Annotated in this window: 40 protein-coding genes and 1 pseudogene; 21 read left to right on the top strand and 20 right to left on the bottom strand. The window is 35.4% G+C overall.

Translation table 11 applies throughout. From position 1 onward, the window contains the following. Positions 1–202 precede the first annotated feature (202 nt). Positions 203–1,078 (bottom strand): undecaprenyl-diphosphate phosphatase, encoded by an 876-nt coding sequence (locus P9211_RS03315; protein ID WP_012195236.1) that lies wholly within the window; start codon positions 1,076–1,078, stop codon positions 203–205. 82 nt (positions 1,079–1,160) lie between these two features. On the opposite strand from P9211_RS03315, the gene P9211_RS03310 reads away from it, so the two are divergent. After that, entirely contained in the window at positions 1,161–1,451 is a 291-nt protein-coding gene (locus P9211_RS03310) for a hypothetical protein (RefSeq protein ID WP_012195234.1), read from the top strand. Between the two features lie 79 nt (positions 1,452–1,530). Here P9211_RS03310 and P9211_RS09965 read toward each other — a convergent pair whose 3' ends face one another. The 6 genes from P9211_RS09965 to P9211_RS03285 all read right to left on the bottom strand — a co-directional run bounded on the left by P9211_RS09965 (position 1,531) and on the right by P9211_RS03285 (position 6,099). Then, positions 1,531–1,665, bottom strand: a complete 135-nt coding sequence (locus tag P9211_RS09965; protein WP_012195233.1) for a hypothetical protein — start codon at positions 1,663–1,665, stop codon at positions 1,531–1,533. A gap of 91 nt (positions 1,666–1,756) precedes the next feature. Then, positions 1,757–2,134, bottom strand: coding sequence for a GIY-YIG nuclease family protein (locus P9211_RS03305; RefSeq protein ID WP_012195232.1), 378 nt, complete (start codon positions 2,132–2,134; stop codon positions 1,757–1,759). A gap of 94 nt (positions 2,135–2,228) precedes the next feature. Further along, positions 2,229–2,456, bottom strand: a complete 228-nt coding sequence (locus tag P9211_RS03300) for a DUF1830 domain-containing protein (RefSeq protein ID WP_012195231.1) — start codon at positions 2,454–2,456, stop codon at positions 2,229–2,231. 78 nt (positions 2,457–2,534) lie between these two features. Then, positions 2,535–3,521, bottom strand: a complete 987-nt coding sequence (locus P9211_RS03295; RefSeq protein ID WP_012195230.1) for a uridine kinase — start codon at positions 3,519–3,521, stop codon at positions 2,535–2,537. Between the two features lie 41 nt (positions 3,522–3,562). Continuing rightward, positions 3,563–4,357: a mannosyl-3-phosphoglycerate phosphatase-related protein YedP gene (gene yedP, locus P9211_RS03290; RefSeq protein WP_012195229.1), complete on the bottom strand. Its 795-nt coding sequence runs from the start codon at positions 4,355–4,357 to the stop codon at positions 3,563–3,565. Between the two features lie 5 nt (positions 4,358–4,362). Beyond that, positions 4,363–6,099 carry an alpha-amylase family glycosyl hydrolase gene (locus P9211_RS03285; RefSeq protein ID WP_012195228.1) on the bottom strand — a complete coding sequence of 579 codons (1,737 nt, stop codon included), beginning with the start codon at positions 6,097–6,099 and terminating at the stop codon, positions 4,363–4,365. A gap of 78 nt (positions 6,100–6,177) precedes the next feature. Between P9211_RS03285 and P9211_RS03280 the strand changes: the two genes are divergently transcribed. The 3 genes from P9211_RS03280 to P9211_RS09740 all read left to right on the top strand — a co-directional run bounded on the left by P9211_RS03280 (position 6,178) and on the right by P9211_RS09740 (position 8,392). Beyond that, positions 6,178–7,386 carry a glycosyl transferase gene (locus P9211_RS03280; RefSeq protein ID WP_012195227.1) on the top strand — a complete coding sequence of 403 codons (1,209 nt, stop codon included), beginning with the start codon at positions 6,178–6,180 and terminating at the stop codon, positions 7,384–7,386. A gap of 240 nt (positions 7,387–7,626) precedes the next feature. After that, complete coding sequence (locus P9211_RS03275; protein ID WP_012195226.1) at positions 7,627–7,830, top strand: hypothetical protein; 204 nt, start codon at positions 7,627–7,629, stop codon at positions 7,828–7,830. Between the two features lie 412 nt (positions 7,831–8,242). After that, complete coding sequence (locus P9211_RS09740) at positions 8,243–8,392, top strand: hypothetical protein (protein WP_012195225.1); 150 nt, start codon at positions 8,243–8,245, stop codon at positions 8,390–8,392. 67 nt (positions 8,393–8,459) lie between these two features. On the opposite strand, the gene P9211_RS03270 is transcribed toward P9211_RS09740, so the two are convergent. Both P9211_RS03270 and P9211_RS03265 read right to left on the bottom strand, forming a co-directional pair. Further along, positions 8,460–8,654, bottom strand: a complete 195-nt coding sequence (locus P9211_RS03270; RefSeq protein WP_012195224.1) for a hypothetical protein — start codon at positions 8,652–8,654, stop codon at positions 8,460–8,462. Between the two features lie 141 nt (positions 8,655–8,795). Then, positions 8,796–8,993, bottom strand: coding sequence for a hypothetical protein (locus tag P9211_RS03265; RefSeq protein ID WP_143703332.1), 198 nt, complete (start codon positions 8,991–8,993; stop codon positions 8,796–8,798). Positions 8,994–9,217: 224 nt separating this feature from the next. Here P9211_RS03265 and P9211_RS03260 point away from each other — a divergent pair, with 224 nt between their 5' ends. The 4 genes from P9211_RS03260 to petP all read left to right on the top strand — a co-directional run bounded on the left by P9211_RS03260 (position 9,218) and on the right by petP (position 11,074). After that, a complete protein-coding gene (locus P9211_RS03260; protein ID WP_012195222.1) occupies positions 9,218–9,403 on the top strand; it encodes a hypothetical protein in 186 nt (61 codons plus the stop codon). Positions 9,404–9,447: 44 nt separating this feature from the next. Continuing rightward, entirely contained in the window at positions 9,448–9,822 is a 375-nt protein-coding gene (locus P9211_RS03255; RefSeq protein WP_012195221.1) for a DUF3303 domain-containing protein, read from the top strand. Positions 9,823–10,331: 509 nt separating this feature from the next. Continuing rightward, the gene (locus tag P9211_RS03250; RefSeq protein WP_041391078.1) at positions 10,332–10,553 is read left to right on the top strand and encodes a hypothetical protein; all 222 of its coding nucleotides are present in this window, start codon (positions 10,332–10,334) and stop codon (positions 10,551–10,553) included. 128 nt (positions 10,554–10,681) lie between these two features. Next, positions 10,682–11,074 (top strand): cytochrome b6-f complex subunit PetP, encoded by a 393-nt coding sequence (gene petP / locus P9211_RS09085; RefSeq protein ID WP_049750850.1) that lies wholly within the window; start codon positions 10,682–10,684, stop codon positions 11,072–11,074. Between the two features lies 1 nt (position 11,075). Here the strand turns inward: petP and P9211_RS03240 are convergent, their stop codons facing one another. Continuing rightward, positions 11,076–11,627, bottom strand: a complete 552-nt coding sequence (locus P9211_RS03240) for a DUF4912 domain-containing protein (RefSeq protein WP_012195218.1) — start codon at positions 11,625–11,627, stop codon at positions 11,076–11,078. Positions 11,628–11,975: 348 nt separating this feature from the next. Continuing rightward, a complete protein-coding gene (locus P9211_RS09290) occupies positions 11,976–12,149 on the bottom strand; it encodes a chlorophyll a/b-binding protein (protein ID WP_012195217.1) in 174 nt (57 codons plus the stop codon). A gap of 272 nt (positions 12,150–12,421) precedes the next feature. On the opposite strand from P9211_RS09290, the gene P9211_RS03235 reads away from it, so the two are divergent. From P9211_RS03235 to P9211_RS09550, 3 genes are all read left to right on the top strand, one after another. After that, positions 12,422–13,198: a sulfite exporter TauE/SafE family protein gene (locus P9211_RS03235; protein WP_012195216.1), complete on the top strand. Its 777-nt coding sequence runs from the start codon at positions 12,422–12,424 to the stop codon at positions 13,196–13,198. A gap of 590 nt (positions 13,199–13,788) precedes the next feature. Beyond that, on the top strand, positions 13,789–14,274 hold the full coding sequence (locus P9211_RS03230) for a hypothetical protein (protein ID WP_012195215.1): 486 nt from the start codon (positions 13,789–13,791) through the stop codon (positions 14,272–14,274). A gap of 72 nt (positions 14,275–14,346) precedes the next feature. Next, positions 14,347–14,514 (top strand): hypothetical protein, encoded by a 168-nt coding sequence (locus tag P9211_RS09550; protein ID WP_159088368.1) that lies wholly within the window; start codon positions 14,347–14,349, stop codon positions 14,512–14,514. A gap of 25 nt (positions 14,515–14,539) precedes the next feature. On the opposite strand, the gene P9211_RS03220 is transcribed toward P9211_RS09550, so the two are convergent. Together P9211_RS03220 and P9211_RS09735 are read right to left on the bottom strand one after the other, a co-directional pair. Beyond that, positions 14,540–14,731: a hypothetical protein gene (locus tag P9211_RS03220; protein WP_012195213.1), complete on the bottom strand. Its 192-nt coding sequence runs from the start codon at positions 14,729–14,731 to the stop codon at positions 14,540–14,542. Positions 14,732–14,772: 41 nt separating this feature from the next. Beyond that, positions 14,773–14,946, bottom strand: coding sequence for a hypothetical protein (locus tag P9211_RS09735; protein WP_012195212.1), 174 nt, complete (start codon positions 14,944–14,946; stop codon positions 14,773–14,775). Between the two features lie 495 nt (positions 14,947–15,441). On the opposite strand from P9211_RS09735, the gene P9211_RS09080 reads away from it, so the two are divergent. The 3 genes from P9211_RS09080 to P9211_RS09960 all read left to right on the top strand — a co-directional run bounded on the left by P9211_RS09080 (position 15,442) and on the right by P9211_RS09960 (position 16,792). Continuing rightward, positions 15,442–16,125 (top strand): hypothetical protein, encoded by a 684-nt coding sequence (locus tag P9211_RS09080; protein WP_012195210.1) that lies wholly within the window; start codon positions 15,442–15,444, stop codon positions 16,123–16,125. Between the two features lie 64 nt (positions 16,126–16,189). Continuing rightward, positions 16,190–16,504, top strand: a complete 315-nt coding sequence (locus tag P9211_RS03210) for a hypothetical protein (protein ID WP_012195209.1) — start codon at positions 16,190–16,192, stop codon at positions 16,502–16,504. Positions 16,505–16,666: 162 nt separating this feature from the next. After that, positions 16,667–16,792 carry a hypothetical protein gene (locus P9211_RS09960; protein WP_263969737.1) on the top strand — a complete coding sequence of 42 codons (126 nt, stop codon included), beginning with the start codon at positions 16,667–16,669 and terminating at the stop codon, positions 16,790–16,792. Positions 16,793–16,911: 119 nt separating this feature from the next. Here the strand turns inward: P9211_RS09960 and P9211_RS09955 are convergent, their stop codons facing one another. The 4 genes from P9211_RS09955 to P9211_RS03195 all read right to left on the bottom strand — a co-directional run bounded on the left by P9211_RS09955 (position 16,912) and on the right by P9211_RS03195 (position 18,681). Beyond that, positions 16,912–17,040: a hypothetical protein gene (locus P9211_RS09955; protein WP_263969736.1), complete on the bottom strand. Its 129-nt coding sequence runs from the start codon at positions 17,038–17,040 to the stop codon at positions 16,912–16,914. 110 nt (positions 17,041–17,150) lie between these two features. Further along, the gene (locus P9211_RS03205; protein WP_012195208.1) at positions 17,151–17,339 is read right to left on the bottom strand and encodes a hypothetical protein; all 189 of its coding nucleotides are present in this window, start codon (positions 17,337–17,339) and stop codon (positions 17,151–17,153) included. Between the two features lie 266 nt (positions 17,340–17,605). Then, positions 17,606–18,277: a ParA family protein gene (locus tag P9211_RS03200; protein ID WP_012195207.1), complete on the bottom strand. Its 672-nt coding sequence runs from the start codon at positions 18,275–18,277 to the stop codon at positions 17,606–17,608. Between the two features lie 176 nt (positions 18,278–18,453). Then, on the bottom strand, positions 18,454–18,681 hold the full coding sequence (locus P9211_RS03195) for a hypothetical protein (protein WP_012195206.1): 228 nt from the start codon (positions 18,679–18,681) through the stop codon (positions 18,454–18,456). Between the two features lie 308 nt (positions 18,682–18,989). On the opposite strand from P9211_RS03195, the gene P9211_RS03190 reads away from it, so the two are divergent. From P9211_RS03190 to P9211_RS03175, 3 genes are all read left to right on the top strand, one after another. Then, entirely contained in the window at positions 18,990–19,250 is a 261-nt protein-coding gene (locus P9211_RS03190) for a hypothetical protein (RefSeq protein ID WP_012195205.1), read from the top strand. Between the two features lie 153 nt (positions 19,251–19,403). Further along, positions 19,404–19,592: a hypothetical protein gene (locus P9211_RS03185; RefSeq protein WP_012195204.1), complete on the top strand. Its 189-nt coding sequence runs from the start codon at positions 19,404–19,406 to the stop codon at positions 19,590–19,592. A 324-nt stretch (positions 19,593–19,916) separates the two neighbouring features. Continuing rightward, complete coding sequence (locus P9211_RS03175) at positions 19,917–20,141, top strand: DUF2862 domain-containing protein (protein WP_012195202.1); 225 nt, start codon at positions 19,917–19,919, stop codon at positions 20,139–20,141. A gap of 367 nt (positions 20,142–20,508) precedes the next feature. Here P9211_RS03175 and P9211_RS09730 read toward each other — a convergent pair whose 3' ends face one another. Continuing rightward, positions 20,509–20,682, bottom strand: a complete 174-nt coding sequence (locus P9211_RS09730; RefSeq protein WP_012195201.1) for a hypothetical protein — start codon at positions 20,680–20,682, stop codon at positions 20,509–20,511. A gap of 299 nt (positions 20,683–20,981) precedes the next feature. Between P9211_RS09730 and P9211_RS10045 the strand changes: the two are divergent. The 3 genes and pseudogenes from P9211_RS10045 (at position 20,982) to P9211_RS09725 (ending at position 22,662) form a co-directional block, all read left to right on the top strand. Continuing rightward, positions 20,982–21,919, top strand: a pseudogene (locus tag P9211_RS10045) (fatty acid desaturase). Positions 21,920–22,081: 162 nt separating this feature from the next. Continuing rightward, positions 22,082–22,381 (top strand): TIGR03894 family protein, encoded by a 300-nt coding sequence (locus tag P9211_RS03165; RefSeq protein ID WP_041391451.1) that lies wholly within the window; start codon positions 22,082–22,084, stop codon positions 22,379–22,381. A gap of 137 nt (positions 22,382–22,518) precedes the next feature. Beyond that, a complete protein-coding gene (locus P9211_RS09725; protein WP_193328934.1) occupies positions 22,519–22,662 on the top strand; it encodes a hypothetical protein in 144 nt (47 codons plus the stop codon). Between the two features lie 491 nt (positions 22,663–23,153). On the opposite strand, the gene P9211_RS03160 is transcribed toward P9211_RS09725, so the two are convergent. After that, on the bottom strand, positions 23,154–23,390 hold the full coding sequence (locus P9211_RS03160) for a hypothetical protein (RefSeq protein ID WP_012195196.1): 237 nt from the start codon (positions 23,388–23,390) through the stop codon (positions 23,154–23,156). A gap of 160 nt (positions 23,391–23,550) precedes the next feature. On the opposite strand from P9211_RS03160, the gene P9211_RS03155 reads away from it, so the two are divergent. Continuing rightward, positions 23,551–23,730, top strand: coding sequence for a hypothetical protein (locus tag P9211_RS03155; protein WP_012195195.1), 180 nt, complete (start codon positions 23,551–23,553; stop codon positions 23,728–23,730). Between the two features lie 294 nt (positions 23,731–24,024). Here the strand turns inward: P9211_RS03155 and P9211_RS09950 are convergent, their stop codons facing one another. Further along, on the bottom strand, positions 24,025–24,156 hold the full coding sequence (locus tag P9211_RS09950; protein WP_012195193.1) for a hypothetical protein: 132 nt from the start codon (positions 24,154–24,156) through the stop codon (positions 24,025–24,027). Positions 24,157–24,212: the final 56 nt, after the last annotated feature.

Here is a 24,212-nt window from a genome sequence, read left to right as displayed (position 1 = left end):
TAACTTAAATAAGTCTTGATAAAAATGAAGCGTTACATCTAATCTTCTTTTTCAAGAAAAGCAGACTGAATCAGTCTAAAAGAGCTAAGTCCAACAGCTACAAAAACAAATATGGAAATACCCAATAAAACAAACACAGTTGAATTGGGGAGATCTAATTCCCCAAATTTAACTGTAATAAGATTCAAGTTAAAATTCTCTATCATGCAGAGTTGTTTGTATAGATCCAAGTTAACAAGAATATCCCAAAAAAGAAGCGATAATAAACAAAAATCATTATGCTTTTTTTCTGAAGAAATTTTAAAAGAAAGTCAATACTTAGCCAAGAAGTAATGGCCGCAGAGAAAATACCTATTGTCAAAGGTAGAAGGCTCGCTGAGTCTTGAGTGTTGATAGCATCTTTAATCCCTATCAAACCTGAAAAAATTATCGCTGGGATGCCAAGCAGAAAAGAGAATCGGGCAGAGGAAATGCCATCCATACCTCGAAACAAACTTGCTGAGATTGTGACTCCGGATCTAGATGCACCTGGAAGAAATGCCAAGGTTTGGGCTGCTCCAACAATTAAACCGTCAAAGCCATTTATATGGGTTATTGTCCTTTTTCTAGTACTGAATCTTTCTGCTAAATAAAGCATAAAAGACATTAAGATAGAAACCAGTGCTATTGATGTCAGAGTTCGTAGTTGAGAGAATTGGTAACCAGGCCAAAAAAGTTTTATATAGCCTCCTACCAATAAGATAGGGAGAGTGCCAATGATTAATGAAGTACCAAGCATTGCATTTCGATGAGACCAATAACCACTGCGAAATGCTTCTGAGATCCCCTTAAGAACTACCCTAATATCTTTCCAAAAATAACAAACCACTGCGAGAATGCTTCCAAATTGAATAGCCGCAGTCAAAGAAACTCCAGGGTCACCCCATCCCAAGAATTCAGGTATAACCTTTAAGTGAGCAGTACTACTTATTGGAAAGAACTCTGTAATTCCTTGAATAATGCCTAATACAAAGTACTTAAAACATTCCTCCAAAAACCAAGATGATGAATGTGGAATCCCAAGGGAAGATATGCTCATATATCTCTTTGTCTCATAAGAAGCAAAAACAAATTAACTTTAGTATTAAAGCTAACTAACCTAAAAGAAAAGATTGCACTAAATGGGCGACACCACTCAAAAGATCTCTTTCTCATTAATATTGTCATTAATTGGGTTAATAGGTTCTCCCCTGATTGTTCAGGCGGAATATTGGCTTGTAATCGGTAGCTACCGGCAGGGTCCTGGTCCCAGGCCACAGGTAAGCGGAATTACAAGTCCCTCACTATTTGCAATACCTATGGAATCATTAGAAGCATGCAAAAAAGCTGGCAAAAAAATATCTAGTGATATTTATAAGCCTGTTTGGCAGTTTGACAACAGATGGTCATGCGTATACGACGGGAAAGACTGATCTAAAATTTTGGACTCTCTTAAAAAGATTCTTTAGGCTTTATTTATAAAAACTAGATATATAGATATAGAACAGAGTCTTATCTTTTTACATCATGGGCACAACCATCACCTTGATATTTATCAGTGTCATAATAACCATTCCTTGTACCAAAGTATGCAGTTATAACAACAAAAGGTATTGAAATAAATATTAAAAGATCCGAAAGATCCATGGGATTATTTAGAAGGTGTATGTACTAGTAATTTAGTTGATTTTTCCTAATGAAGTTGAATATTAAGGAATTAAGACAATAATTATTGTTTTCATGTAAACCTATCAAAGATAGGATCGACCCCAAACTTAATTATTATTCCTGCGAATACAAGCCAAGCCAAAAGAAAAGTAAGCACTAAAGTCCCTCCTCTGAAAATTGGAAGAAAGAAATCCCGACCTCCAGCCTCCTTCATCATTTGCTTGCAATCCGTCACTTGAGATGCATTTAATCGAAAGTATTCTGACTTAGGTATTCTTTCTTGTGAATATCTTGCATAAAGTTTTTTGCAAATAGTCTTAGTATCATTGCTTTTCATAAAAGCAACTAACTTACCTGGCTTCAATTGACTCTGAGCATTGTCAAGGTTATTCGAGATGCCAATAGTATAAAGATCTTTGTTCCTTATTAAATAAATATAGGATTCCATTAGAAGTTCTATAATTAATCAAAGAGGGAGTAAAAGCTCCTGAATTCATCTCTTTGAAATTAATTTTGTAAAGTACTACTAGATTATAAAAGGTTTATGCCACCAATCTGATGTCTTCATTAGAACTATTAATCCTTATTCTCTCTTCAATAATAGGACCGTAAAAATCATTACCCCAAATTTCCACCCTAGATTCAGTAGGGGCCTTAATAGAGAGTGTCTCCAAAGGGAATACAACTCTTTCAAGAAAAAAATTATTAGGGCCTATACAACGAAAAACTACCATCTTTGTGTTTTTATTTTGATAAGAAAAATCAATCATAAAAGTCCCTCTTCAATTATATTTAAACCTATTAAAAAAAGAATTACTGTATAAAAAGCAACTATTCCCTCAAATCATTTAATCAGATGGCTCCTGGTCTACAGTCCTTCCTGCCCAAAGAACCTCTCGCGACTCATTGATCTTAATTACCACATCACTATCAAGATTATTTAAACTATATTGAGGGATTGATGCTTGTATCATCCTAACGAATGAGTTCAATAGATCGCCTTTTAATGAACTCCCTCGAAGCTCAAACATTTTAGTTTCCTGATCAATTTTCCACTTACAAGTAGAAGAGAAGTCCAAAGCTTTTATATGCCAGGTACGTTGTAAATGTTTCCAAATAGTCTCATATTTTATAAGCTCATCTTGAATTTTCTCTCTATAGTAAACTTCTCTACTTGTTAATGAAGGTTCTAAGCAATCAACTGGGATTTGACTTTTGTATATAGGTTTACACCCCAAAAACCAACCTTCTAAAATTAAGACTTGAGGCTTGGATTTTATCCATCCTGACCTATCTCCCAATCCAGCTCTTAAGGCTTTATCAAACTGAGGTGCCAGCAAATCGCCTGTTTCTTTCCAATTTATAATAGTATCTTCTAAGAGTTTAATTTCATGGCTTCCAGGAAGAGCTCTAGGAACATTCCATGGATTGCCATCCATTGCCTTTGCAAGTTCCTCTCCTGGTAAATAAAAGTCATCTAGAGAAATCACATTTATAGGAAGATTTAATAAATTAGAAGAGGTTTCTAACCAGCTGCCAAGACTAGATTTACCACAACCGGGCAATGCAGATATACCTAAAATACTAGATTTAGATTGATCTTTAGAGATTCTCTTAATTTCAGAAAGGAGTGGTAAAGCCAAACCCCAAATCCAATCTTGCTTTACCCCTTTAGGCCAAGAGGTATTAGCAAGAGTCTCACCATCATTAGCTATCCAGTAGTTAAACCAATCTAGAAAGTTCCAATCTAAATCTTCTAGAAGTCTTTCAAAACTTTGCTGAGGAAATTTAATCCCTTTTATTCCAACTTCTGACCAACAACAATGATTGCTCATGCTTGTATATGCTTAACATTTAAAGTCATTCATGTCTTATTTTAATCAAAATTAGAGATTAGATTTCTAATCGCTCCAGCCCATCCTTCTGCATGAGGGGCTGGAGCTAAAATAAAATGACCTTTCTGAATACCGTCTATCAAAAATTGATTTGGCCCATCATGACCTGGAATAACAATCGAATGATCTGCTACTTCAAGCAAAGGAAGGTCATTATGCGAATCTCCCAAACCTATTATATTTACATCAGGTAGACCTAAAAACTTTTTCAATTCGATAACTGCTTTCCCTTTATGACTGCCTTTACCTAGTAGATGACTCATTCGATTGCCCTTATAGATTGTTGTATCTAAATTACTTGCAATTTCTAGTAATCTTTCTCTATCAGAAGATGGGGGGTTTAAGAATGGAACGCTCCACTCTCTTTCTAAAGCACGAGAGATTGACACTCCTGTTAGCCCAGTAAGCGACTCTATTTCTTCCACTGATAAATCATTAAGTGCCTTGAGTTGATAGCCAATCTCTTGTGATATTTGATCTAAAATGGGGCGTAAATCTTCAAATCTCTTCCCCAGAACAATTTGCCATTCTTCTTTAGAAGAGCTATCTGTTCCATATATTGCGCCTCCATTCTCAACAATATATGGATCATTAAGCCCTATTTGATCCCTAAGAGATCTAACTTCAGTAGCAGTTTTACTCGTACAAGGTATAACAGGTATACCCATATTTTGAAGACACTGAATTGTTGGCAATGCCGGGCTCAAGTCATAATTATGGTCCATTAATGTCCCATCTATATCAGTAACCACCCACCATTTTTTTTTTGTACTCATAATTTTTAGTTTGATTTCATTAACCAATGAACAGAGTAGGGATGCAAGTCTATTCTATTTTGATGTCGCTTATAATCATTTAAGCAATCATCCCAAGAGACAGTAGATTCTCCATTAACATTTAAACCTTCTGAAAGAGAAAAGCATAGTTTTGAATTGGTCATATTATGTAATGCCCAAATAGTTTCATTACCTTCACCACGAGAAATTATCACAAGATCACTGCGACTCTTACTAAGGCATTTCATTGGTTGGTTGGGATGAAAAGCATTTAATTTTCTTCTTACCTGCATTGCTTTCTTAAGAGAAGTTAAATTTCTACTTGGATGTGACTTTTCGTCCTCCAGTTTGATGCGTAAAGTATTTGCTTCAAACTTTTCACGATTCAAATCTCTCCTTTGGCCAGATTTGGCAAAGGTTGTTAAATCATTTTCCGATGCCATTAACGCCTGCAAATAAAAAGCTGGAACACCTTTTAAAGCCATTACAAAAAGTTGACTCAATAAAAAGCGCTCAAACTGAAATAAGGAAGTATCTCTTCCTTTATCTGCCATTGCACTCCACCAACTAATATTTAATTCATAAGGTTGATCCTCACCATTAGACATTCTTCTATGGCTGATTAAACCTCCTCTTTTCTCACAAGCTATTAATAATTCACGAATTCTTTTCTGATCCATTAAACCCTCCAAGGCTCTTAGCCCAACACCGTCATGGGAAGCCGTAAAGTTTAAAAACCCTGTGTTTTTAGGCAACTCAGGCCATGAGGATAACCAATTGTTAAGTAAATCTGCTTTATTGGTAATTAAACTTTCCAGTAAAAGGGGAGGGAGAGGAAAGTTATATGCAAGATGCGCTTCATCGCCTGAACTAAGGTATGAAACATTCTCTTTTTCTGGAACATTAGTTTCAGTAATTAAAACACTAGAGTTTATAAGTTCATTAATCTGAATTCTTAATGCCTTAACTATCTTATGAACTTCATTTCTGTGCAAACATGTTGTACCTGGCTCTTTCCATATAAAGCCGACGGCATCAAGTCGAATCCATTTTATTCCAGAATCTATATATCTAATAATTAATCTTAAAAATTCTATCAAAACATATGGCTCTTTCCAATTAATATCAATTTGATCTGGACCAAATGTTGTCCAAACATCTTTCTTACCTTTAGTAGTAGAAAGGTTAGTAAAAAGAGAAGTATTCCTTGGCCTAGTAACATCTTCCCAGTTTTCAGATGATGAAGGGGAAAGAATATATTTACTCCCAGGCTCCTTAGATTGAATAAATTGTTGGACCCATGGATGAGAAGATGAAACATGATTTAGAACCAAGTCTGCCATCAATATGTGATTCTTCGAGAGAGCTTTTAAATGATCCCATTCGCCAAAACGTGTTTCTAATTTCTCAAAATCTGATACAGCAAACCCACCATCACTTGTGGAACACAAAAAAGGCAAGACATGTATAACCGATGCAAAGTCATTTAAATGCAAATCGATTAAATCTTTAAGGGTCTTTAAAGTTGGCTCTCCTGACTTGTATACACCATCAGCATAAGTAATCAAAACGGCGCTAGAAGAGTTCCAAAGTTCGGAGAGTTCAGCATAATTATCTCGTTTATCACTATGCTGATTCAAAATCTGCAGCAATTGTGACCACATATAATCAATTTCTTCTGCAGAGTGTTCTCTGTAAACTTCATTGAGTAATTCACTCAATCTCACTAGTTGCTGTTCCATCCCTGTCACTGTATATCTGCCAATACTTTGCACAGGATCATCACAGTACTACCTACATTCTGTTGCGCTTAACACCGAATGGACTTTCAACAGGGTTTGATCACAACAATTCATGGATATGGGGTTGCTGAGGATTCTCTAAGTGACTTGAGAAAAGGTCTCTCAAAGAGGCCAACATCACTTTTAATTCCTTGTCTATTTGAAGAATTTAAAAGGCCTGCATTGAGCCTGATAAGAAGTGTTCTAGAAAATTTAGAAGGATTGAATGAACTTGTCATTGCATTATCTGCCAAGTCAGCACATGAAGTCTTGGAAGCAAAAGCATTCTTTGCTGACATGCCCTTTCCTGTACATGTTCAATGGACAAATAGTCCTTCGGTGATTGAACTACTAGGGAATCAAGAAAGTAATGGTCTAGATCTTTTAGGTACCCCTGGGAAAGGATGGGCAGTTTGGCAAGGTATTGGTATTGCAACTAGACATTCAGAGGTGGTAGCGCTTTTTGATGCAGATATTCGCACATTTAACCCCGCCTACCCCGTGCGAATGCTGCAACCATTACTCGATCCTTCGCATGGAATATCCTACGTAAAGGCTTTTTATAGCAGACTTTCTCTAGAAACAAATGCACTACAAGGAAGGGCAACGCGACTTTTTGTAGGTCCTTTATTAGCATCACTAGAACAATTGGTAGGGCATGGACCATTTCTTAAGTATTTACAAGCGTTTAGATATCCTTTAGCAGGGGAATTTGCTTTTACTAGGGATTTAGGAATGAACCTTAGAATCCCTTGTGACTGGGGACTAGAAATAGGATTACTTTCTGAGGTATATAGAAACGTAAGAATTTCTAGAATTGCTCAGGTTGATTTAGGAGTTTTTGATCATAAACATAAAACTATTGGATCTAAGCCAAATGAAGGCCTTCAAAAAATGTGTACTGAAATTCTTTCTAGTGTATTAAGGGGATTAATGGAACACCAAGCAGAATCACTCACAAGCTCTCAACTCTCAAACCTGGAAGTTCTCTTTAGACGGGTTGGGCAAGATAGGGTTAAACAATTCGCACTTGATTCAGCTGTAAATCATTTGCCTTATGACAGGCATGAAGAGGAACTTTCCATACAAAAATTTGCAAAGATAATAAGGCCGGCAATATTGAATTTTCTTGATTCGCCAGTATCGCCGCAACTACCTTGCTGGGCAAGAGTTCTCGCATGCGAAAGCAAGCTTCAAGATGATTTAGCAGAAGCAGGCAATAAAGACATTTCTAATCAAAATGGATAAAGGCAAAAGATTCCTCTAGAGCCTTTATAAATCTAATAAATATCATTTTTTCCCAAACTTGATCTTCCTAAAACCAAAAGTACTTGTTAACTTAGGTGGAAATCTTATCAATGTCCATGTTTTCAAAAGGATCAAACAAGTCAGACATTATTTTAATGGAATATACTTCATCATAAAGATATAATCAATTAAACTGGAACTACTCATTCATCGCAAGCATTTCTACCACCAAGTACATCAATGAACAATCAATTAACCACCAAGAATCTAGATGTCAAGATTGACGATTATCTTTTAAACCTTATTGACTTTTTTGAAAAATTTGACTCTGGCAACCCTTATATGAGAGCAGCAGTCTCAGAGCTCCAGAATTCAATGCCAAAAGAATTATTAAATAGTCAATCAGATTGGTTTATTACTTGGTCACAAGCTGGTAAAAGGTAAGTAATACGACTATTCAAACCAATTAATCTACTTAATTGATTACTATTAGCTGCATGAGCTAAAAAATTAAAAATAGATTTCAGCAATATAATCGAGGTATAACCAAGGCCTACTTTAAAGAACTGTAGTCATTGATTCAGTTGTCAGAGAAAAAACTATCTTCTTTCCTGTTTTGTGATGGATAGGAAAGGGCAATAAGGCTTTTTTCGTAACTAGTTCAAAACAATTTTTATGGTTATGCTCTCAGTTATTACACATTGCTAACCGCTCTAATTCAAGGCTAAAAGGCCAGTTCCAAATTATTTCAGGCTTTTTACTAATTTTTTTCGATTTGACGATCTAACCAAATGTAAATAAGAGGACACTACAAAAGAGGATTTTGATGTATTAATAGCACTGTTTACTAACAGCCATGATTCCTTTTACATTCGCTTCTCTCCTTGGTACCCCAGCTCCTACTGCCGCATACATAGGTATAGCTTCCATAGCTCTATTTGCAGTTATGGCTGTACTAGTTGGCCCAGACTACGATCAAATGAATTATCCTTCAAAGAAAGACTGATCTTTAAGGAATCATTAATCCAATAAAAAAAAGCCCCTTTTATTCCGAGGGGCTTTTTTTTATTGGATTATGCGGCGTTATGCCTCTTAAGATCTCTTTGACGATCCTCTAAAGCTTCTAAAAGAGCCTTGGTCAAACGGTCATTACCTTTAGAATGGGAAACTTCTAATGCTTTTTTTATTGAAGAAGAGGATTCTCTATCCATAAAACTCCAACTATCTAGCTGATGTTTTGTTGCATGACAAAGAAGATATAAAGACATTGAAAAAACTTTTCAAGTTCGGTTCCCACTCCCCTATCGGTTTTACGAAGATAAGTACTTAGTTTTTAGAAAATATCATTAGGTGAATTTACTTCCCTAAAACAAGGAAAACCTTCAAATTAAAAAGGATTTCTTCATTCTCTAGTGACCACCACCACTACAGCTCCAAACCTTATCCGAAATTCTGCTAAAAGCTGTTGTTTTCTCAACACAGTCATTCTGGGTTCTTGCCCATTTTGAGATAGGTATTAGAGACATTGAGATAGAAACCAGGCCAGCGGTACTTAAGACAGCTAGGGTTGGGTAGCCATAGGTCTTAAAAGCTTCTTTAAAATTCATTTTGAGCAAGCTTGAAAATAAAGTCATATTCAAGTTTTATCATAATCGAGCTTTTTTATAAAGATATTGATCTCTATAGCATCAGATTCCAAAGGTAAGGGGCAAGAACCATTGGGTAATTGAATAAAAAAGTGCTTTTTAGGTTCATTTTTGATTGCATACAGAAAAGGTATTGCCTATATAAGAAAATCTAGCTATCAAATTAAGTAATCATTCTTTTTTCCATGGCTGTAATTAATTGGAAAAATAATAGACCTCTCGTGAAAATAAACTTAGGTGAGGTTTTCAACATGAAGCCTGCTAAAGAGAAAAAACAAGCGTTAAAAAATAATGGAATTGCGAAAGAAAAGCATCAAGAGTTGGATAACTATTTGCGAGTATTGTTTAAAGGTGGTTTTTGGCTTTCATAATATGTGAATCATTTTTTTTGTTCTACTAACAATCAACCTGGGAATTGCCAATATTTAACCTGGAACCATTAGAAAAGAAATTAGTTTTAAAAACTCAGATGCAGTTCTATGTAGTGACTTGTGTAGTACCTTCAGAAACACAGGACGAAGGCTATACAGCTTTTATAAAATATATGGAAGATGGAGCAGAGATGGATAAGTTTGATGGCTTTGAACTAGTGGCTAGGCTTCACATGCCCGAATCAGGTGAATTATGTATTATCTGTAAAGCTTCTGATACGAAAGCCCTCTTTAAACATTTTATGTTTTGGAGATCAGCCTTTGGTTGCGAGTTTCTCTACAGACCAGCATTAACATGTGCTGAAATGGTAGAAATGCAAAAACAACACAATGCTAATTTAGAGGAAAAAGGTTTTTAAAATCCTTTCATGTATGATGAGAGAAAATGCTTAATAAGTCTTTAAGCATGCATTATTTATATATAGAAGCCCAAAAACAAGTAAAAAAATATTTTAAGTATCATCCTAAACTTCACCAATCTAATTCTAGGAATTATTCCTCATTAATGTTAATACGGAATTCAAACTTAACCAGCAAACCAACTGCTATAAGCAATAACCCAAAACAGACACTCAAAGAAGGCAAGGTCAACGGAATCTAAAGTGATTTGACCAGATTACAATAAGCAGTGATCTAGAACAAATAAAATAAAGTTAACTATAAAATAAATACCTAGATCAAGCTTAGAAGTTTTTCCGAAAAAGCCTTAAAAGAGTGTTTTGATAAAGATTTTAAAGGTGGATGCTAAAGAATTTTCTATAATAATTTGTTACTAACTAAGTCAATAAAAATTTGCATCAGAGAGAATAGAGAAAAAGATTTGGGTATATTATCCAGCCTTTTCTATAGTTAGCATTGCCAAAACCTAATGAAAGACATCGGCCAAATAGATTTAGGAGCAACGATTCTATCAATTGCAGTTGCTGCAGGGTTCGTTGCATTTGCCATTCTCCTATTTCGCCTTGTAGTTACTGGTATATCTAAAGGCATTAACCTTTTAAAGTCCCAAGGCAATGCTGTAAATATAAGCTCTAAAAAGGATTTACAAGGGTTCAAGCCCAAAGGGGATGATGGACAAATGGACAAATAGCAATTCAGCAAGCCATAAAAGAGTAATAACTCAAGTTTTTCTTTAGCAAATAAATAATTATCTGTTAATGGAACGTCTTAAGTTCAATTATTAGTTAAGGTATTCTTCGTGAATATAGCTTTGTAGTTTTGGCAGCAATAGATCGAACCAATGAAATCTATGAAATTGGAGCTATGGTGTCCATTGACACCACTCAAATAGCAGATCGAGGCACTGAGAACCTAAGAAGAGAGTTAGGTGACAACCCATCAGGAACAGTTATTGACTACAAGATTACTGATGGAACAGATATTGGTTTCTTTATTAGGTTTAATGATAATTCAACTCGATGGTTTTTCAAAAATGAAATTTACTCCACTGCAGAAGGACGTCCTAGGTTAAACATAGACTCAAAGCTATCAAAGCAATTACCAATTGATAAAAATTACATGAATCCGGAGGGCATGGATAAAATCTCATATGTTATGAATCCTATAAATTTTCTAAAGTGGTTTATAACTTCCTCTAAAGATATATTCTAACTTACTTTAGATTTAGTTCTTCTAGTGAATGTAGTTTTTCTGAGCCACCAAGATTTTTTCTGCTGGAAATTCTATACATCTTCTCGTGTAGATTTTCCTGAGATTCTTTAAAAGGCAAATCAAACCAAGGCTCATCAGGGGATAGGATGATTATTTCTCTTTCACCTAATTTTAATTCATAGTTAGAGAATTTTTCCCAATTAGAACGTAATGCTCTATAGCCAATTTCAATTAACATTGTTCCATTAGATATAGGTGGTTGTATAAAGCATTTAGAGAGTTTTCTATTAACCTCTATTTCCTTCATGATGCAAGTGGAGTTCTCTTTAGAGGTGCCAGCAGTTATATCAAATATTCTTATTGCCAAGGAAAAAACTCCTTTTTTAAACAATTTAGCTTTATCTACTTTATTTAATGTCCAAGAACATTGGACAAGGCCATTGCTTAGATACCTAGCAGAGAGACTTGTTTTAACGCTGAAGGCCTTTTGAAAGAAAAAACTTACCTTATTCTTAAGATTTTTTTTGAAAAAGGCAAATAACTGCATTTCCATCGCAAATTTAGTTTATTCATAAATGATCAGAATAAACTTTGCTACCAAAAAGTCCTAAAAAGAAAATTCCGAAACAATCGCATTATCATTTCCTAACAGGCTGGTTAATTAGGTCGAATAAATACAAAGTTTTTCTTTCAAGAAAGCTCTGTCAGTAATGTTATTATTTCACAAGCTTATTTACTCTTTCCATCATATAAGAAAAATTGGAAAGCCAAATTTATCCTAGGTATCTAAGTATACCAATTGTAGGGATTATTTTTTCTCCATATGCTTTGATGTCTTTTTTAGAGTTTTCTAAGAAACAACTCAATACCAATAGGTCTTTAGAATAAAAAAGAAACTAATTTATATAACAACAGATTTAACGTGGCTGAAAATTTCTGGGCCTAACTTGGAGAGCACTAAAAACATCAAGCCAAGCATTGCCATTCTTCCATTAATGACTTCGGCCGTTCTCAAGAACTGTAGTGTCATTAGGATTTTTATTGTTACTGCTGTTTTAACAAGGTTTTGGCTCATGGGGTAGTCTAAAATTGACTAATGAGCATAAATGCATAGCTTGAATGACTTTTTAATTAGTGATAGGGTCTTATGTAAGATAAATTCCTATGAACTAAAGTCTTTATTCAAAAGAAATTCTCTCCACTCAGTCAAGTCTTTAGAATTAGAAAGCTTATTTTAAAACGTCATTGAAAATACCCAATAAGTTTAACAATAGCAAAAGGAATCTATTTATTAACGCAAACACACCATTAACTGAACCTTATTTACTTATCTATCAACAACTAGAAATGCATACTGAACCATTAATCCTACAAACTATTTTATTTTTGATAGCAACCTGTGCGAACTTGCTTTCTGCTTTTTCGGGCGGAGGGGCTGGATTAGTACAATTGCCAGCATTAATATTATTAGGCTTACCTTTTGCAAAAGCATTGGCCACTCACAAAGTAGCTAGTGTTGCACTTGGAATTGGAGCGAGTATTCGATATTACAATCATAGAAATCTCAGGCCATCAATTATTGCGATAATTCTTGGATTTGGGTTACCAGGTGTTTTAATTGGTGCTGGAGTAATCTTATCTATTCCAGATAAAAGTGCGACTATTTTATTAGGCCTATTAACTCTTTGGCTAGGTATATATTCATCTAAAAGTCCACGTCTAGGGAAAGGTAATCAAAAGCCTAGCTTTAGTCAGTCCGAAAAAATAATTGGTGGAATTGTTATATTTATAATAGGTGTTTTAAATGGTTCTCTAACTTCAGGGACTGGTTTATTTTTAACCATGTGGCTTGTTGCATGGTTTGGTCTTACTTATACAAATGCAATCGCATATACACTTGTCCTTGTTGGAGTGGTTTGGAATGGTACAGGCGCGTTGGTGCTAGGTATAAATGCAGATATTCAATGGAATTGGATTGCCAGCTTATTCTTAGGTTCACTTTTAGGTGGATATCTTGGGGCTCACTTATCAATACTCAAGGGTGACCATCTAGTCAAAAAAGCCTTTGAAGTCATTTCAATTTTGTTTGGGCTATCTCTATTTTTAAAAGGCTTGTATATATAGCTTTCTTCAAGGAAATTTTCTCCAAACCTCCAATATCATTCAATAAGCAAAAAAAAGCAATGGGCATTAAAACCGATTGCCTTTTACTTTGGATGCGACAAAAATATGTTTATCGATCTCGGAGGCACCATCAAATGGTAGACACACCACCTGAGTATCTAACAGAAGCAATCTGAAACTGGCCCCTGCTCCAACAGTCTCAATTAAAAAGTGGGCTTATTCACTGAAGCGACAAGGATCAATGATTTAGGTGCGTCAATTCAGTCGAAACTTCTCTGCATCGTTTAGGTGCCCTTAAAGATTTCAAGCCCAACACCTGGAAACTAGGCCCCAGGTGCCATAGATGAAAAGCTTCTTTTAAAAAGAAATACTTTAAGGGGGTCCACTAGCGGCCCCCTTTATATTTCATATGAAGTTTAAAAAAAACTATCTCAAGAATTAAAGCCCTCTAAACATATACAAACTTTGAGGTCAGGTTACTTAAGAAACATTTATCTTCATTTAATTTTATTTCGACTTAATTAACTATTCTAAGATTTTTTTTGCTATTTATAAGTTGATTAACCCCAAAGATTCTTTTCATATAAAAGGTGTTTTCCAGGAAAAACAAAATCAAGTCTTCGATTCAAAGGGTTGAAAAATCTCACAGCTCTAATGATATAAATTTTTTATTAGAGAAAATACAACAGTTAGATAGTCAAATTTCTGAAACTAGTAAAGCAATCCTTCAAGCTCAAGCTGTAAGGATACGCTCTGCATTTTCTAGAAATAATGGTTTTTTGGGAGGTATTCAAAAAAAATTAGTCGATTCTAGTGCTGAAAATTCTCTCATTTGGCATCAACAGAAACTAATTGATCTAAATAGAGAACGGCGAAATGCACAGACTCGCCTAGATCAACTAACAGGTCAAGTTTGGCCTAAAAGATTCCGGAAATGGCTTATTTTTATAGTCATCTGGGTGACATTTTTATTTATAAGCTTTATTGTTTTGATGGGTTTTTTTGCAGCGTTATATTTCTTGCCTTTCGTCGCCTTAATGCTTTTCGTGTTTTTTATCATTAAACAACTAAAGTAATAATGAGGGATACACCTCTAATTTCATCTATTATTGTTGGTTAATAAGTATATGAAGGGAAACAATTATCTTATGCTTAAAGGTTTACCATTAGCACTTGGTTTAAGCATTGGATGGCTAGGATTACAACTAATAAGGAATGAGAAGCGACTTCGCCTAAGATATGTTGATCTTCGAGAAACTTTAGAAAGTTATCAATCCAATTCGCATGATGCTTCAAAGAAGATCAAGCAGAGTTAACCAAATCAAAAGCAAACTAGTGCTTTTAATTTGAATGAGAAGTTTGATCAAGATGAATTTGATCTGTAAGAGGAGAACCTGTGTGGTGTTCAGCCATTTTCTTCAAAGAGTTAGAACCACATAAAGCACTTAAAGCAATTAGCACCAATGAGGCGGTACTAAGCAACTGAAGAAGCACAGGTAGATGAGCATTCACTCGTTCTCTAAAATTTGTCATGATTAAATTTTGATTTGAGTTGTATTTAAATGTAGTCGGCCTTAAAGAGGCTTGCCTGAAATAATTTGATGAACAGAAGGAACTGTTCTGTATAGGAGATAAAGAATTAAGACCAAAAGGTTTCCGCCTACAACCATAGCCCCAGTAATAAAATTCTGCCTACTAGAGGTGTAATCCCATTTAGGTTGGCTATTGTCAGGTTCAGGGTTGGTCATTTTTTGAGGGTTCGTAATAAAATTAGGACTATTTAAAGTAAGTACAGTTGAAAGAGTCCTGAGAATTTCTTAATATGACAAGCTTAGTAAGATTCCCATAATTCTGTCTAGGGCTTAAGGAAGTAATTATGAATTTAATAAAAAAAGAGCCAAAAATTGCTAAGGAGCAAATTCAATCACCCCTTCGATCCAAATCAATGGTTATTGGAGGGATAGCCTTATCCTTGATTTCCTTAGGCCTTCTAATATTTGTTATCTCCCAAAAGGCTGTATTCAATCTTTAAAGGTTGAATAAATGCTTCATGCCATTGCAAAAATACTCTTGTTACAAAAGGTGGCTAGAAATATACAATTGATACAAACCCAAAATATGGATTCACCATCTCAAGCATTAAAGAAAATAAATTAAATAAGATATCTTTCAAAGGTTATTGCCAAACACTTGATAAATAAGGAATGCAAGTGATCTTTAAGATGATGATACTTACCAATTAAATGCTTGGGTTTATTTTTTTTATACTCCTAGTTTCAGGAATCATTACTTTGGTCCTTATCACAAATAAAGGTCAGAAAGCAACTGAAATAAAATCGATATTGAAAGAAATCGGATTGAACTTGAAGGATCTATTTAATAACCTTAAAGACTTAGCAGGTTCTTTAAAGGGACTAGTTCAGGATGAACAACAAGAGAACTTGGGGGAAACGTCTGATTCTTCTCAAGAAGAGAAAGAAGCTACTTCTTCTGAGCAAGCAGTTAATACTGTTGAGGATCTAAATCAATCTGAGATGCTTGCTGACCCTCCCCAAGAAGAGAACGAAGTTCCTTCTTCTGAGCAAGCAGTTAATACTGTTGAGGATCTAAATCAATCTGAGATGCTTGCTGACCCTCCCCAAGAAGAGAACGAAGTTCCTTCTTCTGAGCAAGCAGTTAATACTGTTGAGGATCTAAATCAATCTGAGATGCTTGCTGACCCTCCCCAAGAAGAGAACGAAGTTCCTTCTTCTGAGCAAGCAGTTAATACTGTTGAGGATCTAAATCAATCTGAGATGCTTGCTGACCCTCCCCAAGAAGAGAACGAAGTTCCTTCTTCTGAGCAAGCAGTTAATACTGTTGAGGATCTAAATCAATCTGAGATGCTTGCTGACCCTCCCCAAGAAGAGAAAGACATTGCTTCTTAAAAAGGAAATAATTCAAACCTTCTTTAAAATGCAATGATTCCATTGGAGTATCAAAGAAAATCAAGTGGATGAATCTCTTCAAAAGAAAATCCTCGGTAATTCAGCAGGCTGGGTAGCTGCTTTATTAAATTTCTTCCCAGGGTTAGGCACCGGTTATATATACCAACGTCGCTGGAAAGCATATTGGGCTACAACGGCAATATCAGCCTTATGGGTTTTTCTAGGCTCTTATCGTGATTTAAGCGTAGACCAATCTGATCCAATACAAAGCAGTAGTGATACTAGTGTTTTCATAGGTTTATTTACCATTGCTGCCATTACTGCGTTTGAAGCCTGGTATACCGTCAAGAATATCAACTCGCAGAGTAAAAGCCTTTAAAGAAAGCATAAATACTTAAGTTATTCGTCTCATAGACAATTTTCTATTCCTCAATTAGAAATAAACTACAGCCTAAAGGCAACCGCAAGTTTCCATCTAAGGCTTAGGGGCAAGTGCATTAACTAACTCCGTCCCATTTTAATCTTTTTAAAGGAGGCACCAATGTCTCAAATTGAGCAAATTATTCCTTTATTAATTGGAGGATTCTTGGCCTGGTTTGTATTCCTAGGTATTAGAGAGTTATTAAGCGAGGCCTCAACTGCATTTAATAAACAACAACACGTATAAATTAAAGGTTCATTAGAGATATAAGTTTCGATCATGCATCAAGAATAATTCTTGATAGTAAGTTTCCATTTAATTAAAAGGAATAATCTTAAATGGATTGTTAAGTTATCAAGCAAATTTTACGAATCTAGAACTTCTCGCATTAAATCCTGCAAAGCAAGTTCTAGATCTTCTTCGCTATCAAAGCCTAAGACTTCCTTAGGTTCAGTTCCAAGAGATTCAATTGCTACATCCATTTGTAAAACCATGGATTTAGATTTTTACTGAACTTAAATAGATTTCTTAAAACATAAATGCCTAATGTTGGAATTAAGACATTTAGCATTTAACTATGCTTGAGATTTCTTTCGTAGTGAGCTTAAGATTCGTAGTTTAAACAGGCTATTCTATTGGGATTTAAAGCACATTCTCTAGCCCAAAAATTGTCCTTACAAGGGTCAATTTTTTTCATGGATTGCCTACCCAAAGCAATTGGAGCAAGTCCAATTGAATCACCGTAATAAGCACTTGATGCACCAAGCATTCCCCAAAAAAGTGCTTTTAGCATCTTTTTGACTAAAGTAAATTTCCTACTAAAGAAAGCCCATTACAGAGTACTTAGCAATGAGAGTGATTACTCATTCTAGATTGCTTAAAACAAAGACTTGAAAACAAATTCATAATTTATCCAGCCGCTGTAATATGAAATCATTAGAAGTGATGTTGAGACTATGGAACCCAACATCCCACCTAAGAATCCAAAGAACATTGGATAAAAAAAGCTTCTTTTAGAAGAAGTTTTTGCTTCTACCTCTTTTATAGGCTCAACTATTTTTAAGCGATCAGCGGAAGAACTTCTATAGCTTTGCTGGTGCTTAATGAGGGCTTCGAAATCAGGCATTTAATTTGGTTAGCGGTAGAGCAATAGGCCGACCAACCTGACATTCGTCTAGGGTCGGATCGGCCTTTATCATCCACAGCATCTAGTACTGCAGAGCCTTGATGCTCTGCTTTGTCAAATGCAGACAGCAAAGGTATTTCTCCTTCTAGGACTGTTAAATCAAATTTATTCAATGCAAGCCTTGCTTCATCAGCTGCTCTTTTCTGGCGAAGATCCACTTTTACTAGCAAGACTGCATGAATAATATTTAAAGCTTTAAGCAAAGAGGCCAACTCGACAGTTAATTCAACTGATCTAGCTTTAGGAGCAGTGGGCAAAAGAACCAAATCGGAGCCTGCTGCCATATGCTTCAACTCCTCCTCATCACTGCTAGCTTGACCGTCAGTAATAACAATATCGGCAAATCTTGAGGCTTTAGCTGCTGCTTCAACTGGAACAATTGCAAAAGGAAGCTTTCCTCGTGATCCATAAGCAAGTGCAGACCTATTCCTATCAGCATCTACAAGGCATACATTTTGTCCCTGAGCTGCCCAAACACTCGCTAAATGAATCGACGTACAAGTCTTAGCAACTCCTCCTTTTTGACCACAAACAGTAATAAACAAAAGTGTAACTAAAGCTATAAGACAATTTGCGGTCTTTATTTGCTATGTCAAGTGTTTTAAGATGGATCTCACACTGATTATCTTCAAAAAAGGCTTTATTTAGCCCTTGATTGATAAAGACTTTTATTTAATCGTTAGTTAACCAAGTAGCCTCTATTAATTACGTTAATTGCATACTATTCAGTTGTAGACTCAAATTCTCTCAAAAGCCTGAAAGTCTTACCTAAAAAAGGAACTATCCATATTAATAAGCCTATGATGGTAATAACAGCAATTGTAAATCCCAAGATCGCAAGAAACCCCCCCGTAATATCTCCTTCGTAAAATCGGTCTAAGCCAAGAGGGGCGCCAATACCTAAAAGGAAAAGGCGAGTCAATGCAGCTTTTTCACCTTTGAGAAGCATAATAAGAGTTTTTTATTCCTACGTACTTTCTAGCAAACAGATTGATTTTAAGTATTGCCCTGATATATTAATTTTTTAATAGCTTATTAAGTTAATGTTTTAAACTAGATCTCAAGTCAATCATTTTTGGAGCATTTTATTTTTTTTATAACTAGATTTTTAAGATTAATCTCAAATAGAGCTCCGTCTAAATCCAATAATTCATGGTCTCGCTATATATTAGCGACATAGATTAAATAGGCAAGCATTCCAAAGAATCCACTATGAGTTTTCTATTTTTAATCTTGCTGTTACTAGTAATTGTTTGCATGCTTATCTTTAGCAGAAAAAGTAGGCTTCTAAAAAGAAGAAGCAATCCACCAGAAAGAGTCGACAAACAAATAATATTTGATAAAGATTCCAATAATCTAAAATTAAGTGATTTTCAGAAATGGCTTCTTAATTATGATCAAGTAAATGATCCTAAAATACTAAGCAAGCGACTCAAGCCAGCCTTTGAAGCAGACAACTGGAATCTATTAGATCCTTTGGTATATTCCCAATGGTCTAAAGACCATTGGGGGATTTAATTTTATATAGGTATTCAGAGGTATTAACACTTAGTCTCTTATCTCAAGGAGAACGATTTAGCATATAAAGACCTTAAGCATTATTAAAACATTAGTTAGGAAAGTTTTAATAACTATTGATTTGCTTAGAATACGTCAAAGTTTTCTTGAATCATGAGTCTAATCGCTTCTGCATCTGTAGGACCATTTGGAATTTCCCCCACAACTGATCAGCTAATTGTTGTCAACTTAGCCGCAATATTAGTTGGCATAACATTTAATGCACCTCAAAAGGTTATCAAATGGGGAGGTGTCGTAGTAGCTGTAGTAACAACTACATGTGCTATTTGGTGTGGACATTAGGGAAATGCTTGAGATCTCTAAATTTATATAGATATAAAATCTTGATCATTTATCAATGAAATTATTATCTATCACTTTCTCTGAAATGGGTCTAGATCCATTTGCAAGGGTATTGCTAGGCATAATATCCTTGACCTTTTTATTAACATTTTTTCTGACCACTAGAAATATGGATACTAAAGGATTACTTAGAGTCCTTTATGCAAAGCCATTAAGAAAAAGAGATGGCACTGTAGAGTATAGAAAAGGAAACTAAGCAATTATTGTATAATGATCTTAAAAATGCTCTTAATATCTAAACTCATATTAGTGAGTTATCTATAAATGATAAAAGACTCATCAAAGCTTAAAGAAGGTCAGGTCTTAAAAGTTGAGATTGAAAGTCTGAACGACAGGCTTCCACGTAAAATCCTGAAACAACTTGCAAATAACCCTACAGGCAAGTTAGTAGGGTACAAAATGGTAGACGGGAACCAATTTGGATTAGTACTTGAATTATCTATTGGTAAGAAACAATGGTTTTTTGAAGAAGAGCTTTCTGAAATATAAATCTAAATTTAACAAGGGAAGAGCTAAGTTTTTCTAGCGTATATAAATTATTAAAAGCTCTATCACACTTAAATAAAATAACTATTTAACTCTTTAATAATCCACATGGGTCTATCCTTTTTTTGTTTTTTCCAAAGCAAGCAATAAAGTACCTCAATAGCTTTCTGTTTTCTTGGGAGACTACAACTTAAAGGCTTCTGTGCAGGTGTGAAGTTCATAACAAGTACTCTGCTATAACATTTCTACACCAGATAGAACAATTATGTAATTAGTAAAAACACTTGAGTAATTCTTCCTGAGCCTTTCTACTGTAAAAGTAAGCGGGCCTACTCAAAAAAATTATAAAGCTTGGATATTAATATCCAAGCTAATCGGTTGATTCACTTTGAGATATATAAAATTCAGAAACATTATTCAGCATTTTAACAACCACATCATTGGAACAACCTGTTTTTTCTTGGAGCCTCATGCAAGCTTCCTTAACTTTCACGAAAGCATCTTCACAAATATCTGTTAGTTTTTCTTCTGAGTAGTGATTCATCGGCAGAATAGGTCGTTAACTGTCAGAAACAAGAAATTATTTGCTTCCTCTTTATTTCAAGAGGCTGAAGCAATCAGAGCTTAAGAGTTTATCTTATTCAATAATAGTATAAAAGTTCTTTGAACTGCCTCAGTTAGTAATGCTTAAAAAATGGATCCTATGACCTAGTACTCTCAAAAGATCATGGTACAAAGTCAGGGGCAGCAGCCTGTCGACTTTAAATTATAGCTTTGACGAACAACAGATTCACAAGAAATATCCAATTCTCTGGCTTAAGAGGGCAAGCAATTGCTCTAGAAATGAAAGACATTCCCACTAATTCTCAAGCTAGGGCTGTAATCCCAAAGAAATGCTTCTCATGTAAAACAAGCAGATCCATTTATTACCTTATTCAATCATTAGCTATTCAAGCAGTAATTATTTTGGTTGGTCTAACTATTCCGCTTACAGGAAAGTTGGCACCTGCATGGTTCATCTACGACCTTATTTCAGGTACATGCGCAATGGGCTTTTGGGTACTTGCGCATGAATGTGGACATGGAGCCTTCTCTGCAGATAGGAAGCTTCAAACAATGATTGGGTACATATTGCATTCTTTTTTACTTGTTCCCTACTTCTCTTGGCAAAGGTCCCATGCCATTCATCATCGATTCACCAACCATATAAGTAAGGGTGAAACCCATGTACCTTTAGTTGTTGGAGGAAATAGTATTAGTGAGAATGAAGGTGGCGATAACGAACTAGCCATTGCTAAAACAATTGGGAAAAACACCTTTGGAGTGCTTCAGTTAATACTTCACCTTATTTTCGGTTGGCCTGCTTACTTGCTAGCTGGCAAGTAATAGCATTGTATGTGGCCCCTTTGTTAGTGGTGAATATTTGGCTCGTAATTTATACCTGGCTTCATCACACTGATACTGACGTGCCCCATCTAGCCGACTCAGATTTTTCATTTATGCGCGGTGCATTTCTATCAGTTGACAGGCCCTATGGATTGATTCTTGATTTTCTTCATCACAAAATAGGGTCTACCCACGTGATCCACCATATTGCTCCAGGTGTACCTCATTACCACGCGAAAGAAGCAACTTTGGCAATCAAAAAATCTTTTCCAAAGGCTTATCTATATAACCCAACACCTATCCTGAACGCTCTCTGGCATGTTGCAAGTAATTGCATAGCTGTTAAGCGAGAAGAAGAAAGTGGCCGATACATCTGGGTTAATGAAAAGCATTAAAGCTGATTGCATCCAAAAGAATAATTGAGAGCCTTAAACTCCTTTGTTTATATGCTCATATCTATAAGCGTTTAAAGCCTCAAAAATAAGCAGGATTTATCAAATAATTTGCTTGTAACTGATCGGCTGTTAGGTTTAACAATCATAAACATAAGAATTGCTTTGGCTACTGATAAAGAGCTGCTCAAAGAAGTCACAAAAGAGCTTTGGCAAACAGTCAAGAAACTGCGCCCGGAGCTTGGCAAAGACCCTCGCCTGCAACTTGTCTTAAAAGCGCTCATAACAATTGGGGATCTGCCTAATCAAGTCGAAGCAGCAATTGTGGTGGGGGTTTGCGCAGAAATGGAAGAAGACGATCCTCCTAACGAGCACAAAGAAGATTTGTCAAAGGGCAAGCAAGAACCATCTTCTGAAGTCACTAATGGAAGAAGGGTCGTAAGAAGGAGCTCAGCCAATGGCTAAAGAGGAAACACATCTATAAATAAAAACTTTGGTCCGAATAATCCAACTAAATAAGAAGATTTCGAGGTAATCGCAATCCATTGATCGGTAAGTTTGTAAGCTCCCAGGATTATCAATGCCAAGCTTTGGCTAATTTTATGAATCTTTTAGCTACTATCACAGCAGGTGGATTCAATCCAACTGCAGCTGCAGTTGGAGTTGCTTCCATTGCTCTCTTTGCTATTGTAGGCTTCATTGCAGGGCCTAACCTAGAAAAATTTGATGTAGACGGTAAAAGCTAAATAGCTTTTAAACGAAAAAAATCCCATAGAAGAACCTCTAGGATAATTTCTAGAAGTTCTTTTATGGGAAGAACAAATATTAACCTCCTGTTCTATATGCTGATTATTATTAACAGCACAGGGGAAGATTATTTATATATATCCGATAGAACTTTGTAATCCCAGAAAGATTACATCACAAAAAAGTTTTGATATAGGACAGGCCAGTAAAGGATGCTCATGTATCGAGCCAAAACTTATATCAAGCCAAGCGATCCAGCTGTAAAGCCAACAATACAAAAAAAGGCAAACTCTACCAATTCTCTAAAGGGTGAATTCAAAGCACCAGAAATTTTTTGAGCCATTTGAACCTTGTACTCGCAGGAATTTCAGAGAAGCTAGTGAAAATTTTCTACAGGTGTCGTTGTTGATCAAAAATTTATACCTTTTCTTTATTTTTGATTAGAAACAGACATCTTAAAAGGAAGTATTAGCCCTAGGTCCACTTATTCTCATCGAAAGCATGCATCGCCTACAACTCTTAACTGATCCATTGGCCCCTGGCTCCCTTGCTTTAAAAGGTACTTAGGTGAAACAGCTAAAATGGCACGTATATCTGTACGTTCTTCTTTTGATTTCATAACAATTTCCTTGGCACAGCTCCAATTCTCTTCATCACTTATCCCTGGCCAAGCAATCCAAAGCCCTCCAAAAAGACCCACAAGAACAAATAAAAAGTTTCTAATCATAAAAGAGTCACTTTAGTCCCAAATTTAAGCCTCTCATATGGATAAAAAAATCTGTTGCTTTCTTTTGGTTGCAAAGAGGCATTAATTTTTTAATACCAATCATGCAAACTATTGATTTAGGAGACAAACTCAATAAGTACAGGTTGAACCATCTAAAACTATGCACCTATCAACCCTTTTTGCAATGTATGGACAAACAGGAGTCCCAATGGATTTCCTTCTGCTTACATTTTTTCATGCATTAGTAGCAATCCCAGTTCATATAATCATTATCCGGGCAAGAGCTACAGACGGTTATACAAGCTTTTATTCAAAAGAGGGTTATGCCCTTAAAGACTAATTCCATCTATTAAGCAATCTCCAAGAGCTATCAGGCCTAAATACTTGATAGCTCTGAGCTTTATCTCTTGAAATTAAGTTTTGTTTTAAAGCCATTTGATTTTTATTCCCACCTGACTTCTGACCAATTTCAAAGGAATCATTTTTTTTATTTGATCGTCAATTTGCTTTTTTATCAGTATTTTTAGTATTTGAAATATCCCAAAAAGCAATGAAACCCCAATAAGTAACAGAATTAGTATCAAAGGTTTCATATATAGAACTATTGAGATTAAGGAATCAAAAGCACAATTTTTTAAAAATTTATTCTCTGAAGGAATTTTCCGAAAAAGCCAGGGAATGATCCAATCACCAAAAGAATAATGCCAGCTATCACGACAATAATTGCTGCATCAACAAGTAAATCTTTCCAGCCGTAGGTGTTCATGTATTCACGGTCTGATTAAAAAGTATAGTCAGTCTCTTCCATGAACAGTTCGCAAA

This window comes from Prochlorococcus marinus str. MIT 9211 (assembly GCF_000018585.1).
Classification (GTDB): Bacteria; Cyanobacteriota; Cyanobacteriia; order PCC-6307; family Cyanobiaceae; genus Prochlorococcus_D; species Prochlorococcus_D marinus_B.
Note: the sequence above shows the minus strand (reverse complement) of the source record. Positions and strands in the feature narration are given on the sequence as shown.